Origin of the sequence: Polynucleobacter sp. MWH-UH24A (assembly GCF_018687475.1) — a bacterium.
Classification (GTDB): domain Bacteria; phylum Pseudomonadota; class Gammaproteobacteria; order Burkholderiales; family Burkholderiaceae; genus Polynucleobacter.
The window spans coordinates 485588-499282 of sequence record NZ_CP061292.1 but is presented as its reverse complement, the minus strand read 5'-3'; the positions used below and the strand labels follow the sequence as shown (position 1 = coordinate 499282).

Genomic DNA, 13695 nt, shown 5'->3' with positions numbered 1-13695 from the left:
CACTAATGCGATCGTGCCGCACTTGAACACATCAATCCTTTAATTTAAGAGGAAGTTGGCCTTTAACCGGATCGGCTTTGGCAGCTTTCTTTTTCGCAGCGCGGGTCTTCTTGGGTTTACGCGACTCTTGAGGCAACGCTTTTTGCACAGCGACCAGAGCAATTTTTGCTGCGCCCTGTTCTGCAGCACGTCGTGATGCGCCCTCCCCCTTAACACTAACTTTTAGATTGGGAATAATGCATTCGACCTCAAACTGCTGATTGTGAGCGGCACCAGTCGTAGCCACCACATTATATGTAGGCAGGGGCAACTGAAAGCCTTGTAAATACTCCTGCAGCAAAGTTTTGTCATCCTTGCCCAAGGTTTTAGGATCCACATTTTGCAAGATCGTGGAGTACAGTTTACGCAAGCTTGCCTTCGCTGCCTCAAAACCTCCATCAATAAAAATTGCACCGGCAATTGCTTCGAGCGTATCCGCTAGGATTGAGGGCCTGCGAAAACCGCCACTTTTTAATTCCCCCTCGCCAAGCTTAAGATAGTCCGATAGCATTAGAGCTTGAGCAATCTCATAGAGTGCCTGTTGTTTCACCAGATTTGCTCGTACTCGCGATAGATCACCCTCGTCGAGGTCGGCGTAACGCTCATAAAGAATCTCGGCCACCACACAATTCAATACGGAATCCCCCAAAAACTCGAGGCGCTCATTATTCTTTTTACTATGACTGCGATGGGTCAATGCTTGATTTAATAATTCGGGCTTTTTAAATTGATAGGCCAAACGATCCTGCAATGGACCAAGATCGAGCGTTGCCCGAGCATTCATTACTGAAAACTTCCAATCCGACCTAGGGAGCCCATATTGAGCCAAATGAAAAAGGCTCGGCCTACTAAATTCTGATCGGGCACAAATCCCCAAAATCGGGAATCTAAACTGTTGTCACGGTTATCACCCATGACAAAATAATGCCCTGCTGGGACCTTACAGCGCAAGGCTGTTCCTTGGTATTGGCAGTTCTCCGATCCAGGAAAACTCTCACCTTGATAGATCGTATTGCGGTCGGGATCATTCAATATCTCGTGTGCGTTACCGCCAAGATCGGCTGGAAAACTCTCTTGGAAAAGCTTGGCATACCGCATGCTCTCAGGATCAAGGTATGGGGCTCCACCCGTATATTGAAGTAGCTTACCGTTAATGGTGACCTTTTTATCCTCATAAAGAATGTCATCACCAGGAATCGCAATCACACGTTTGATGTAATCAACCGACTGATCCTTGGGATAACGAAAGACAACCACATCACCACGCTTTGGGGCCCCGATATCAATGATTTTCTGATTAATCACCGGCAACCGAATACCGTAGGTGTATTTGTTTACCACGATGAAATCGCCAATCTGTAAGGTCGGAATCATCGATCCCGATGGAATCTTAAAGGGCTCAATCAAAAATGAGCGCAGTATGAATACGGCCAAAATAACTGGGAAGAAACTTGCCGAATACTCCAGCCAAAGTGGCATCCGCTCAATTCCGGCAGCTTTGCGTTGCGGAGCAAAGTACAGCTTATCGGCAACCCATGCGATGCCCGTAATGATCGCCAGAATGAATAAGATGAGGGCAAAGTTCATTTCTCTTCTACCTGAAGAATTGCCAAAAATGCTTCTTGCGGAATTTCTACATTTCCGACCTGTTTCATACGCTTCTTACCCTCTTTTTGCTTCTCCAGTAATTTGCGCTTACGGGTAATGTCACCGCCATAGCACTTCGCCAACACATTCTTTCGTAAAGCCTTGACGTTTTCTCTAGCAATAATATTGCTACCAATTGCCGCTTGAATCGCCACATCAAACATTTGTCTTGGAATAATGCCGCGCATCTTCGCAACCACTTCACGGCCACGCGATTGGCTATTACTTCGATGCACAATAATGGATAAGGCGTCAACCCGATCGCCATTAATTAAGATATCAACCTTCACCACATCGGCTGGTCGATACTCTTTAAACTCATAGTCCATGGAGGCATAACCTCGTGATACCGATTTCAGGCGATCAAAGAAATCCAACACGATTTCTGCCATCGGTAACTCATAAGTGAGTTGCACCTGACGACCCAAATAAGTCATATTGGTTTGAATGCCCCGTTTACCCGTACACAAGGTAATCACTGAGCCTACATACTCTTGAGGCATGTATAAATTAACCGTAACGATTGGTTCTAAGATCGTTTCAATCTTGCTGGGATCAGGCATTTTGGAGGGGTTATCCACCACCACATTCGTACCATCGCGCTGCTCAACCTGATAAACAACCGTCGGTGCAGTTGTAATCAAGCTCATATCAAACTGACGCTCCAAACGCTCTTGCACAATTTCCATATGCAATAAACCCAAGAAGCCGCAACGAAATCCAAACCCTAAGGCTTGAGAGACCTCTGGATCAAACTGCAAGGAAGCATCATTTAATTTGAGCTTTTCCAAAGACTCACGCAAGGCATCGTATTGATTTGCTTCCACGGGATACAAACCAGCAAACACTTGTGGCTTAACCTCTTTAAAACCAGGAAGTGGCTGTGGTGCAGGGGTGCGACCCTGCTGACCCGATGCATGGGTTACGGTATCACCCACTTTGGCTGCCTTCAGTTCTTTGATACCAGCAATAATGAAACCGACCTCACCGGCGCTAAGTTGTGGGCGAGTCACTGACTTAGGAGTAAAAACACCAACTTGCTCCACCAAGTGGGTGGAGCCGGTCGCCATCAAGTTAATTTTGTCTTTTGGTTTTAAGGTTCCATTTACAACCCGGACCAACATCACCACACCCACATAGTTATCAAACCATGAGTCAATAATGAGCGCTTGCAAAGCTTGTGTGGCATCACCTTTAGGTGCCGGTACACGTCGGATCATTTCTTCTAAGACATCAGCAACACCCAATCCTGTTTTGGCGGAACAGGTGGTGGCATCGGTCGCATCAATCCCAATCACATCCTCAATCTCTTTCTTAGCCGACTCTGGATCCGCAGAAGGTAAATCAATTTTGTTTAGGATTGGGATTACTTCAACACCCAATTCGGTTGCGGTGTAGCAGTTGGCAACCGTTTGCGCCTCCACCCCTTGGCTGGCATCGACAACTAATAATGCCCCTTCACACGCTGAGAGTGAACGGCTGACCTCATAAGAGAAATCCACGTGCCCTGGCGTATCAATCAAGTTGAGGTTATAGGTCTTCCCATCTTTGGCCTTGTAGCTGAGCGCAGCAGTTTGAGCCTTAATCGTGATTCCGCGCTCACGCTCAATATCCATAGAATCAAGAACCTGCTCCTCCATCTCACGATCGGACAGACCGCCGCAGAGCTGAATAATGCGATCAGCTAGGGTCGATTTACCATGGTCAATATGGGCAATGATGGAGAAATTACGGATGTGATCCATTGGCGCTATTCGATTGGGGTATTGATAAAACGCCTTGTCGCAACGCAACACAATGATGCGCTGCAATAAGATGTCTTTTCCATATTGTACTGGGAGAGGAAAAATCAGCGCTTTTCCCTAACCTTCAAGGGAAATAACCAAAGAAAAAGGGGCGACTTGTGGTCACCCCTCCCCATCAATCAGGTACTAAGCAGGGTTTATTTCTGGGCAGGTCGGATCGGCACCACGATCGTGGCATCACCGCGACGCACGAAAATAGGGACCGCCTTACTAGGGTCAAGGGCTTTGGTGACGGACTCAAATTGCTTAATCCCGGGGATATCAGCGTCCCCGATTCGAACAATCACATCACCAGCCCGTAAGCCGGCTCTCGCTGCAGCCCCATCCCCAACGTTGGTAATTTCTACGCCACCTTTACCGCCCAACTCTTTATTTTTAGCCTCGGTAAGTTCAGTAACACTGATGCCCAAGGATTTGTTCGCAGTTCCCGCTTGTGGGGCAGGGGTCTCCGACTTTCGGGCAACGGCTTTATCAGGCTCCGCATCCGCAACCACGACCGTTAAATCACGATTCGCTCCTTTACGCCAAACCCTAACTGTTGCAGAGGTACCTGGTTTAGTCTCACCAACAATGCGAGGTAGGTCAGTGGACTTGTTGATATCGCGACCATTAAAACTCAAAATCACGTCACCGGCTTCAATACCACCTTTAGCAGCGGGCGCTCCAGGCTCAACATTGCGGACAAAAGCGCCGCGCGGTTTACCAAGACCTAGGCTTTCAGCCACTTCTTTATTAATTTCGCCAATCGCCACACCAATTCGTCCGCGCACTAAACGCCCGGTGGTTCTCAGTTGATCAGCAACCCGGATGGCCTCATCGATTGGAATTGCAAAGGAAATCCCCATATAGCCACCCGAGCGACTAAAGATTTGCGAGTTAATTCCGATCACTTGACCTGCAGTATTTAATAGTGGCCCACCAGAATTTCCTGGATTAACGGCAACATCGGTCTGAATGAACGGCAAGTAATCGCCCGTATCACGACTTTTTGCCGACACAATCCCAGCGGTCACCGTATTTTCTAAACCAAAGGGAGAGCCAATCGCAACAACCCACTCACCCACCTTCACCTTCGAGGAATCGCCAAGAGGTAATTTTGGTAAGCCCGTGGCATCAATCTTAAGAACCGCCAGATCGGTTCGCTTATCTGCGCCCAAGAGTTTTGCTTTGAACTCGCGCTTATCCGTTAAGGTGACATAAATCGTTGTTGCGCCCTCAACCACGTGCGCATTGGTCATCACAATTCCATTGGAATCAATAATGAAACCCGAACCAACACCGCGCTCAATTTCTTCCGGTTGGCCCCGTCGATTACCTTGCCCTCTTGGCGTATTTGGTGCTCCTGGAAGCGGCACTCCAAAAAAGCGGCGAAAGAATTCTGCTTGCTCATCGGGTATGCCCGGGGTAGAACCTTGAGCCTGTTGATTTGAAGTTCTCTCGGTAGTGCGAATATTAACAACCGCAGGACTCGCTTTTTCAACCAAGTCCACAAAATCTGGAATCGCGACCCGTGGAGGCTGAGTATTTGTCTGAGAAGAGACCGTCGGTGAGAACGATAGGATTCCCCAGCTAAGTGCTGAGAAAACGAGCAAAAGAATTTTTTTCATACGAAATTGAGCGTTAACTCAACCCATTAGTTGCAATACTGACAATATTAGGGCTTTTTCCCAAATATCAAGGTACCGTTGGTACCCCCAAATCCAAAATTGTTTTTAACCGCATAATCAATTTTGAGATCCCTTGCGGTATTGGCGCAATAATCAAGATCACATTCAGGGTCTTGATTAAAGATATTGATGGTGGGTGGTGATTTTTGATGGTGCAATGCAAGAACTGTAAAAACTGATTCTAGTCCGCCAGCGCCACCCAATAAATGCCCCGTCATCGATTTGGTGGAATTTACCACTACCTTTTTAGCGTGGTCACCCAACGCTGCTTTGATGGCGTCAGTCTCGTTTTTGTCGCCTAATGGTGTTGACGTACCGTGAGCATTTACATACTGAATTTGATCTGCAGTAATTCCCGCATCGCGCATTGCATTAACCATGCAACGGCGTGGGCCATCCATATTGGGCGCAGTCATGTGATAAGCGTCACCACTCATACCAAAGCCACATAACTCCGCATAAATTTTGGCGCCACGCGCTTTGGCATGCTCGTACTCCTCGAGCACCATGACGCCGGCGCCCTCACCCAAAACAAAGCCATCGCGATCTTTATCCCAAGGGCGCGAAGCGGTAGCGGGATCATCGTTACGGGTTGATAATGCTCTTGCGGCAGCAAAGCCGCCGATCCCCAATGCTGAGATTGTCGATTCGGCACCGCCAGCGATCATGACATCTGCATCGCCATATTGAATCAAGCGGGCAGCCAAACCAATACTATGCAAACCCGTAGTGCATGCAGTCACCGCTGCAACATTTGGGCCCTTTAGATTAAAGAGGATGCTCAAATGCCCAGAAATCATATTGATGATGGAGCCTGGGACAAAAAACGGAGAAATTCGGCGTGGTCCGCGAGAAAGCAACTCGGAATTAGTATCCTCAATCATCGGTAAGCCGCCAATTCCTGAACCGACCAGCACACCAATTCGCTCGGAATTTTGATCAGTTACCTCAAGGCCGCTATCTTTAATGGCCTGAGTGCCAGCAGCTATTCCATAATGAATGAAGGTATCCATGTGCCGAGCCTCTTTAGCAGAGATGTACTCCTCGACATTGAAATCCTTGACCTCACCAGCAAAATGCACACTCAGCGCTGAATGATCAAACTTAGTAACCGTTGCAATGCCAGTTTTACCCGCGATCAGGTTAGCCCACGCGGATGCGACCGAATTACCAACTGGTGAAATCAGACCTAAGCCGGTGACCACCACGCGACGTGGTTGATTTGATGCGGGCACGGCTTAGCCTAGATAAGTATTAAGCCTGTCCAGCTTTCGTTTTTGCGAAATCAATCGCAAGCTGTACAGTGGTAATTTTTTCGGCTTCTTCATCTGGTATTTCAATACCAAACTCATCTTCTAAAGCCATTACCAATTCAACTGTGTCAAGAGAGTCTGCGCCAAGGTCGTTCACAAAAGAAGACTCATTTTTGATGTCTGCTTCTGGTACGCCTAACTGCTCAGCTACGATTTTCTTAACGCGTTGTTCGATGTTGTCCATTCATTCCCTCCGGGACTTGTTAAAACGAATTCAAGGATTTTATCAGTTTGTTTGTGACAGCGATAATTTGACAGGAGACTCAAGCCAGATATAGGCCACCATTGACATGCAGGGTATTTCCGGTAATGTAGGCTGCTGCAGGCGAGGCCAAGAAAGCAACTGCCTGGGCGACATCCTCAGGGGTGCCTAAGCGAGCTAACGGAATATTGGCCTTAAGGCTATTTTGCTGATCCTCGCTCAAAGCGCGGGTCATATCGGTATCAATAAACCCGGGGGCTACACAGTTAACCGTGATATTACGGCTCCCAATCTCGCGCGCTAAGGCGCGGGTCATGCCAGCGACCCCAGCTTTAGCAGCCGCATAGTTTGCCTGACCGGCATTACCCATATGACCGACAATCGATGTGATATTAATAATCCGGCCCGATCGCGCTTTCATCATGGGTCGTAATACCGCTTGAGATAACTTAAATACCGAACTCAGATTAATGGAAATGACATCGGACCACTCATCGTCCTTCATTCGCATCGCCAATTGATCTTTGGTAATGCCTGCATTGTTAACCAAAATATCAATACGCCCAAATTGCTTGACGATATCTTCGATCATGGCTTCACAAGCAGCCCCTTGAGTAACATTCAGAACTTTGCCAACCCCCTTGTGAGTCCTTAATCGCTCGGAGATTGCATTAGCACCCGACTCGGAGGTTGCCGTGCCGATTACAGTAGCGCCGCAAGACGCCAATTCATCAGCAATCGCCTGCCCGATACCTCGAGATGCACCAGTTACTAGTGCCACTTGATTATTTAAGTCTAGATTCATATGGATTTCGGATTTCGATTAGGTTTTTAACTGTTGCAATGCATCCATCAAGCTTGAGTCATCGATAATCGCCATTCCCTGAAGTCGATCATCAATCCGTTTTGTCAATCCTGCTAACACTTTGCCAGGGCCGCACTCCACAACCCGTGTGACTCCGCGATCGGCCATCGCACGAATTGTCTCTTGCCAGCGAACCGGCTTAGCCGCTTGACGAACTAATGCATCTTTAATTAGATCTCGATTATCCAAAACCGTGACGTCCACATTGTTGATGACCGGGATACAAGGTGGATGAAATTCAATGCTCTCTAAATAGGCCTTGAGTTTTTCCGATGCAGGCTGCAGGAGCGAGGAGTGAAATGGGGCTGAGACTGGAAGCGGCAAGGCACGCTTTGCGCCAGCGGCTTTGAGAAGCTCGCAAGCCTTGCTAACTGCCTCAGTAGCACCGGCAATCACAATTTGACCTGGGGCATTGAAATTAACAGCCTCAACGACCTTTCCACTCTCCTTGCTGGCGAGAGCGCAAACTTCGATCACCTGCTGATCATCAAGTCCCAAGATTGCAGCCATGCCACCTGTGCCGACTGGCACTGCTGATTGCATGGCTTGTGCCCGAAATCGTACCAAAGGGAGCGCATCTTTAAAACGAATCACGCCTGCAGCAACTAAGGCTGAATACTCTCCTAGGCTGTGCCCTGCAACCATGCTAGGTTTCGGTCCACCAGAGGCCAACCAGGCTCGATAACAGGCAACGCCCGCAGTAAGCATCACTGGCTGGGTGTTCGTGGTTAAAGCTAAGGCCTCAGCAGGTCCCTCTGCAATTAACTTACTAATGTTCTCACCCAGGGCATCGGATGCCTCTTGCAAGGTGGCATGAACTTCCGTTCGCGAAGCTAACGAGTTGAGCATACCCACCGATTGTGAGCCTTGTCCTGGGAATACAAATGCAAATGTCATATCAATTTTTTCTCATTAATAACGCAACACCACAGCGCCCCAAGCAAAGCCACCGCCAACACCCTCAAGAAGGATGTGTTGACCGCGCTTAATTTGACCCGATCGGATACCATGGTCAAGCGCCAAGGGAATGGAGGCTGCAGAAGTGTTGCCATGCTCATTAACGGTAACAATCACTCGGTCCATGGACATTCCCATTTTGCGTGCAGTTCCTTCCATAATCCGAATATTAGCTTGGTGCGGAACAAGCCAGTCAATTTGCTCAGGCTGCATATTGGCCTTTTGCAAAACCTCGTGGGCAACCTGTTCTAACACCTTAACCGCTAATTTAAAGACGGCTTGGCCATCCATATGTAAAAAAGGAATACCTTCAATTCCACCGCAGCTTGCTCGCCCGGGAATGCACAAGATGTCACGTTGACTGCCATCAGCATGTAAAGCACTCGCCAAAATTCCGGCCTGATCGGAGGCCTCAAGCGCAACTGCGCCCGCACCATCTCCAAACAAGACGCACGTACCGCGGTCTTTGAAGTCAAGGATTCGAGAGAATACTTCGGCCCCAATAACTAAGATCTTTTGATACATGCCAGCACGAATAAACGCATCTGCGGTGCTCAAGGCATACGAGAACCCAGCACATACCGCCTGCACATCAAAAGCAGCACAACCGTTGGTGAGACCCAGTTTGTCCTGAATCACACATGCAGTGCTTGGAAAACCACCGAGGTGATCGGGTGTGGAGGTTGCCAAAATAATTAACTCAATATCAGCGGCATTCCATTGCGCTTCCATGATGGCAAGTTGAGCTGCCTTGACCGCCAAATCACTGGTCAACTGATCAGCAGCAGCAAAATGCCTCGCCGAGATACCGCTGCGGGTTTTAATCCAATCATCACTAGACTCAACGCCCTCTTTAGCCAAACGGTCAACCAAGTCTTGATTACTTAGCCTTAATTCGGGTAAGTAACTACCGGTCCCTGCAATCCGAGCAAATCGACTCATACTCATGCAGACCTCAACGTGAATGACTCAGCAATCTTCTCGACCATCCGATTCTTGGCGGCATCATATGCACGCTCAAGCGATACCTTAAAGGCAAAACGATCCGCCGAACCGTGGCTTTTAATTACGCACCCCTTCAGGCCTAAAAGAACAGCGCCGTTGTAGCGACGATGATCCACTCGCTGGCGTACTCTCTTTAATGGTAACAAAGCAGCTAGGCCCATTAATTTGGTTAACAAGGATCGATTAAATTCTTCGCGGATCATCCCGCTCATCATTTTTGCCAAGCCTTCGCTGGCTTTTAAAACAACATTACCAACGAAGCCATCACAAACTACGATATCTGTGGTTCCTTTAAAGATATCGTTCCCTTCAACATTGCCATAAAAATGCAATTGGCTTTGGCGCAATAGCTCCGCTGTTTGTTTCACAACCTCATTACCTTTAATCACTTCTTCGCCGATATTGAGAAGGCCAATGGAAGGTTTGGGATTACCATTGACAACCCGTAACATCACATCAGCCATCTGCGCAAATTGCACAAGGTGGATTGGCTCACAGTCGGCATTTGCTCCAAGATCAAGCACGGTCGTACCCTTGCCCAACTCATTCGGTATCGCAGTCGCAATCGCGGGGCGATCAATGCCGTCCAAGGTTTTTAAGATATACCGAGAGATTGCCATTAATGCACCCGTATTACCGGCAGAAATTACGGCATCGGCTTTGCCATCACGCACCTGCTCAATAGCGACACGCATGGAAGAATCTTTTTTACGACGCAAGGCAATCTCAATGGGGTCATCCATCAAGACAATTTCGGAGGCGCCCATAATCTGAAAGCGGTCCAGTAAATTTGGATTGCAGTTACGAATCGATTGCTCAATCGCTTGGGCAGATCCAATTGCAATAACCTTGGTATCGGGGTGATCTTGCAGAAAATCGCAGCAAGCGGGGATAGTGATTTCCACCCCAAAATCCCCGCCCATAGCATCAACCGCTAGAGTGACACTCATTGAATGTGTATGAAACGTCGATTGTGTCTAAGAAAAAAGCGGCCTGAGCCGCTTCGATCAAACAATATGGAATTAGTCGTTCTTGGTTTTGACGACTTTACGACCACGGTAGTAGCCATTGGGGGATACGTGGTGACGCAAATGAGCCTCACCGGTAGTGGACTCTACTGCAATTGCAGGCGCAGTCAAAAAGTCGTGCGCACGGTGCATGCCACGTTTCGAAGGGGATTTTTTATTCTGTTGGACGGCCATAATGAACTCCTAAGCAAGGCGCAATTCTAGCATAGAAAGTGGTGAAAACCCGCATTCCTCAACAAAACGATGATTATTTCTTGAGGTTTTTCAATATCTTAAAGGGATTTGGCTTTTCCAAGTCCGCCTCCAATGACCTCAATTGGCACTGACCGACCGGGTGTTTTGGGGCATGAGGCAGTTCTAGCAAAATCTCATCTTCAATCGCTTCAAGCAAATTAAAGTGGATTGAGGCGACCATTGCCTCCTCATCATCTCGATCAAGGGGGAATTCATCTGCCTCACCCTCCGTTTTCAAAAAAACATAGGTCTTATGGATCTCGAGCTCCAAACCGAGGGGGTCTAGACACCGTTGACAGGCAATTGCCATTCGCCCCCGAATCTTTACCCCCATTAAGGGCCGATCGTCCTGGTGCCAGCTAAGAATTTGGCAATCAAATCCATCCTCTGGATTTACTGAGGCAGCCTCTGCTGAAAGTCTCGGAAAATTAGCAAGCTGGATAAATCCCTCGCCTTCATAGGAGACAGGCGCTAACATATCGACTCTAAGCAATGAACTAGGGCTGATTTCCAGAGTTTGGATGGGGTAAGGCGAATTGTGTGTCATCCGATCAGCGATTTGTAATTCATTCAAATAATTGACATTATCAAACATCACTTCGTCATTAATGTTACCGACTTTTAACCTCATTCTCGCCTCAAGTTCGCCTTACCGAAAACAGCTACTCCAAAGACTCGGGCTGCCATTTGTAACGCTTGCGCCTAATCTTGACGAATCTCCACTACCTGGCGAGAGTCCCAAAGAGCTCACGCTGCGACTTGCGCAAGCAAAAGCACAGGCGATCGCTGTATTACATCCAACTGCTTGGGTAATCGGCTCTGATCAAAGCGCCGATTTGAGTGGCCGCATCATTGGCAAACCAGGCACGCATGCGGCCGCCCTAGCGCAACTTAAGCAAATGCAAGGTCAAGTGGTTGTTTTTCATACATCGCTTTGCCTGATCGGTCAGAATTTTTGCCAAACAATCCATGTCCCAACCACTGTTCAATTTCGTAATCTGCCCGAGCAAGTTTTAGATCAATACCTACGACTTGAAAAACCCTATGATTGTGCTGGTAGCGCCAAATCGGAAGGGATGGGGATCATTCTGCTAGAAAAAATTGAAAGTGAGGACCCAACCGCACTGATTGGCTTACCTTTGATTGCCCTGACAAGCCTATTTCATCAAGCGGGCATTCCTTTAACAGATTCTCAAAATTCTTAATTGCATGCAAATTGGTAACTTGTACTTAGTGCCCAATACCTTGGGTAGTGATAATCGGGTTACACAACTCCCTCATGTAATCCCTGTTGAGAACCTGCGCCAGATTGCTAAGCTTAAATACTGGATTGTGGAAGATGCAAAGACGAGTCGCGCATTTTTAAATGCCGTTCATGAAATCGAGTCACTTCACCATTCCTTACAAGACATGGTCATGCAAGAGTGGCGCGGCCCAGACCGCAAACATGCCTTAAGTCTTAAGCCTGAGGAATTGCTTGCCCCACTTCGAGCGGGGCACGATATGGGCCTATTGTCAGAGGCAGGTGTCCCAGGGGTGGCTGACCCTGGGGCAGAGATCGTCCAAGTCGCACATCAGTGGGGAGCCAAAGTCATCCCATTAGTAGGCCCCAGCTCGATCTTGCTAGGACTCATGGCAAGCGGACTCAATGGTCAATTCTTTCGATTCAACGGCTATCTTCCTGTCGACACAGCGCAGCGCTCAAAAAAGTTAAAAGAGCTAGAGGAGACCTCGAGACGTCATGGTGAGACCCAAATTTGGATTGAGACCCCCTATCGAAACAGCGCAATGCTACAAAGCTGCTTGGATTCGCTATCGGCACAAACTCAACTCTGTTTAGCGATCGATCTCACACTAAAGAGTGAATGGGTGTGGACAGGATCAATCGAGTCATGGCGCAAGCGATATAGCAAACCAGACGCCATCTCTGAGTTAGTCAAAAACAAACCGACTATTTATCTAATGCTTGCTTAACGCATTTCCGCACTTCGCGTTAAGGCTTTACTGATCGCCGCGCCCGTTTCCGCTCCAAATCGCTTAGCAACGCGCTCAGCAAAGTTCTCTTTTAAGGTGTACTCCACCACATCGGGGGTTTTTAAAATATCACGTGCGACGGAATCGACCGTTCCATAGCCATCGACTAACCCCAATTGCACTGCCTGCTCACCATTCCAAACGCGACCCGAAAAAATATCGGGGTCATTCTTTAAGCGCTCCCCACGACCCTCTTTCACAACAGTAATAAATTGCTGATGGATTTCATCGAGCATTTTTTTGACCATCTCGACTTGCTTCGGGTTTTCTTTTGAAAACGGATCTAACATACCCTTATCTGAGCCCGCTGTGATCAAGCGTCGCGAGATCCCCATCTTATCCATGAGTCCAGTAAACCCAAAGCCGCCCATGATGACCCCTATCGAACCGACGATGCTAGCTTTGTCGACCAAAATCTTGTCTCCAGCGACCGCCACGTAATACCCACCAGAGGCACACACATCTTCAACTACAACATAAAAGGGCTTGTCGGGATGTAAACCACGCAACCGTTTTATCTCATCATTAATCATGCCGGCTTGCACGGGAGAGCCCCCTGGACTATTGATACGAAGCACTACCCCGGTAGCCTCTTTGCTTTCAAATGCAGCACTTAATGCTGAATTAATATCCAATGCATTTGCAACCGAATTAGGTGAGATTTCCCCTTCAATACTAACAAGTGCAGTATGTTTGCCACTGCTTCCGCTTCCAGGTAAACCGAGATCAAAAATTTGTGTAATTAACCCCACCAAAACAATTAAGGTCAGAATGCGTAGAATGGCTCGCCAACGTCTGGCCTTTCGATTTTCTTTTAAGTTTTCGAGAAGCAAATGCTCGAGTGCGCTTCGCTCCCATTGCGCATTTGCATTGGACGACTCAGGATTTTGATTCATAAA

15 protein-coding genes are annotated in these 13695 nt (G+C 48.0%); 2 read left to right on the top strand and 13 right to left on the bottom strand.

Annotated features, from left to right (window positions below; genetic code table 11):
- Positions 1-31 precede the first annotated feature (31 nt).
- The 12 genes from rnc to ICV32_RS02565 form a co-directional block, all read right to left on the bottom strand.
- Entirely contained in the window at positions 32-823 is a 792-nt protein-coding gene (rnc, locus tag ICV32_RS02620; RefSeq protein WP_215371693.1) for a ribonuclease III, read from the bottom strand.
- A complete protein-coding gene (gene lepB / locus ICV32_RS02615) occupies positions 823-1626 on the bottom strand; it encodes a signal peptidase I (protein ID WP_215371692.1) in 804 nt (267 codons plus the stop codon). The genes rnc and lepB overlap by 1 nt, the downstream gene beginning before the upstream one ends.
- The gene (gene lepA / locus ICV32_RS02610) at positions 1623-3431 is read right to left on the bottom strand and encodes a translation elongation factor 4 (RefSeq protein WP_215372506.1); all 1809 of its coding nucleotides are present in this window, start codon (positions 3429-3431) and stop codon (positions 1623-1625) included. Before lepA ends, lepB begins: the two co-directional genes overlap by 4 nt.
- 197 nt (positions 3432-3628) lie before the next feature.
- Positions 3629-5098, bottom strand: a complete 1470-nt coding sequence (locus ICV32_RS02605) for a DegQ family serine endoprotease (RefSeq protein ID WP_215371690.1) — start codon at positions 5096-5098, stop codon at positions 3629-3631.
- A gap of 47 nt (positions 5099-5145) precedes the next feature.
- On the bottom strand, positions 5146-6393 hold the full coding sequence (fabF, locus tag ICV32_RS02600) for a beta-ketoacyl-ACP synthase II (RefSeq protein WP_215371688.1): 1248 nt from the start codon (positions 6391-6393) through the stop codon (positions 5146-5148).
- A 19-nt stretch (positions 6394-6412) separates the two neighbouring features.
- Positions 6413-6655, bottom strand: a complete 243-nt coding sequence (gene acpP, locus ICV32_RS02595) for an acyl carrier protein (protein WP_108508000.1) — start codon at positions 6653-6655, stop codon at positions 6413-6415.
- Positions 6656-6734: 79 nt separating this feature from the next.
- Complete coding sequence (fabG, locus tag ICV32_RS02590) at positions 6735-7478, bottom strand: 3-oxoacyl-ACP reductase FabG (RefSeq protein ID WP_215371686.1); 744 nt, start codon at positions 7476-7478, stop codon at positions 6735-6737.
- Between the two features lie 18 nt (positions 7479-7496).
- On the bottom strand, positions 7497-8435 hold the full coding sequence (fabD, locus tag ICV32_RS02585; protein WP_215371684.1) for an ACP S-malonyltransferase: 939 nt from the start codon (positions 8433-8435) through the stop codon (positions 7497-7499).
- Positions 8436-8450: 15 nt separating this feature from the next.
- A complete protein-coding gene (locus ICV32_RS02580; protein ID WP_215372504.1) occupies positions 8451-9437 on the bottom strand; it encodes a beta-ketoacyl-ACP synthase III in 987 nt (328 codons plus the stop codon).
- 2 nt (positions 9438-9439) lie between these two features.
- Entirely contained in the window at positions 9440-10450 is a 1011-nt protein-coding gene (gene plsX / locus ICV32_RS02575) for a phosphate acyltransferase PlsX (protein ID WP_215371682.1), read from the bottom strand.
- A 72-nt stretch (positions 10451-10522) separates the two neighbouring features.
- Entirely contained in the window at positions 10523-10702 is a 180-nt protein-coding gene (gene rpmF / locus ICV32_RS02570) for a 50S ribosomal protein L32 (RefSeq protein WP_108507995.1), read from the bottom strand.
- A 73-nt stretch (positions 10703-10775) separates the two neighbouring features.
- Positions 10776-11240 (bottom strand): YceD family protein, encoded by a 465-nt coding sequence (locus ICV32_RS02565; RefSeq protein ID WP_215371680.1) that lies wholly within the window; start codon positions 11238-11240, stop codon positions 10776-10778.
- A 130-nt stretch (positions 11241-11370) separates the two neighbouring features.
- Between ICV32_RS02565 and ICV32_RS02560 the strand changes: the two genes are divergently transcribed.
- A complete protein-coding gene (locus ICV32_RS02560; RefSeq protein ID WP_215371679.1) occupies positions 11371-11967 on the top strand; it encodes a Maf family nucleotide pyrophosphatase in 597 nt (198 codons plus the stop codon).
- A 4-nt stretch (positions 11968-11971) separates the two neighbouring features.
- Entirely contained in the window at positions 11972-12736 is a 765-nt protein-coding gene (locus ICV32_RS02555; RefSeq protein WP_215371677.1) for an SAM-dependent methyltransferase, read from the top strand.
- Here ICV32_RS02555 and ICV32_RS02550 read toward each other — a convergent pair.
- Positions 12733-13692, bottom strand: a complete 960-nt coding sequence (locus ICV32_RS02550) for a S49 family peptidase (RefSeq protein WP_215371675.1) — start codon at positions 13690-13692, stop codon at positions 12733-12735. The two genes, ICV32_RS02555 and ICV32_RS02550, sit on opposite strands and share 4 nt — an antisense overlap.
- Between the last annotated feature and the right edge of the window lie 3 nt (positions 13693-13695).

Bases quoted from the DNA above. Each gene is read 5' to 3' on its own strand.
- ICV32_RS02555 (WP_215371677.1), top strand. From the start codon at position 11,972: ATGCAAATTGGTAACTTGTACTTAGTGCCCAATACCTTGGGTAGTGAT.
- ICV32_RS02560 (WP_215371679.1), top strand. From the start codon at position 11,371: ATGTTACCGACTTTTAACCTCATTCTCGCCTCAAGTTCGCCTTACCGA.
- ICV32_RS02580 (WP_215372504.1), bottom strand. From the start codon at position 9,437: ATGAGTCGATTTGCTCGGATTGCAGGGACCGGTAGTTACTTACCCGAA.
- fabG (WP_215371686.1), bottom strand. From the start codon at position 7,478: ATGAATCTAGACTTAAATAATCAAGTGGCACTAGTAACTGGTGCATCT.
- rpmF (WP_108507995.1), bottom strand. From the start codon at position 10,702: ATGGCCGTCCAACAGAATAAAAAATCCCCTTCGAAACGTGGCATGCAC.
- ICV32_RS02565 (WP_215371680.1), bottom strand. From the start codon at position 11,240: ATGTTAGCGCCTGTCTCCTATGAAGGCGAGGGATTTATCCAGCTTGCT.
- rnc (WP_215371693.1), bottom strand. From the start codon at position 823: ATGAATGCTCGGGCAACGCTCGATCTTGGTCCATTGCAGGATCGTTTG.
- ICV32_RS02550 (WP_215371675.1), bottom strand. From the start codon at position 13,692: ATGAATCAAAATCCTGAGTCGTCCAATGCAAATGCGCAATGGGAGCGA.
- acpP (WP_108508000.1), bottom strand. From the start codon at position 6,655: ATGGACAACATCGAACAACGCGTTAAGAAAATCGTAGCTGAGCAGTTA.
- plsX (WP_215371682.1), bottom strand. From the start codon at position 10,450: ATGAGTGTCACTCTAGCGGTTGATGCTATGGGCGGGGATTTTGGGGTG.
- ICV32_RS02605 (WP_215371690.1), bottom strand. From the start codon at position 5,098: ATGAAAAAAATTCTTTTGCTCGTTTTCTCAGCACTTAGCTGGGGAATC.
- fabD (WP_215371684.1), bottom strand. From the start codon at position 8,435: ATGACATTTGCATTTGTATTCCCAGGACAAGGCTCACAATCGGTGGGT.
- lepB (WP_215371692.1), bottom strand. From the start codon at position 1,626: ATGAACTTTGCCCTCATCTTATTCATTCTGGCGATCATTACGGGCATC.
- lepA (WP_215372506.1), bottom strand. From the start codon at position 3,431: ATGGATCACATCCGTAATTTCTCCATCATTGCCCATATTGACCATGGT.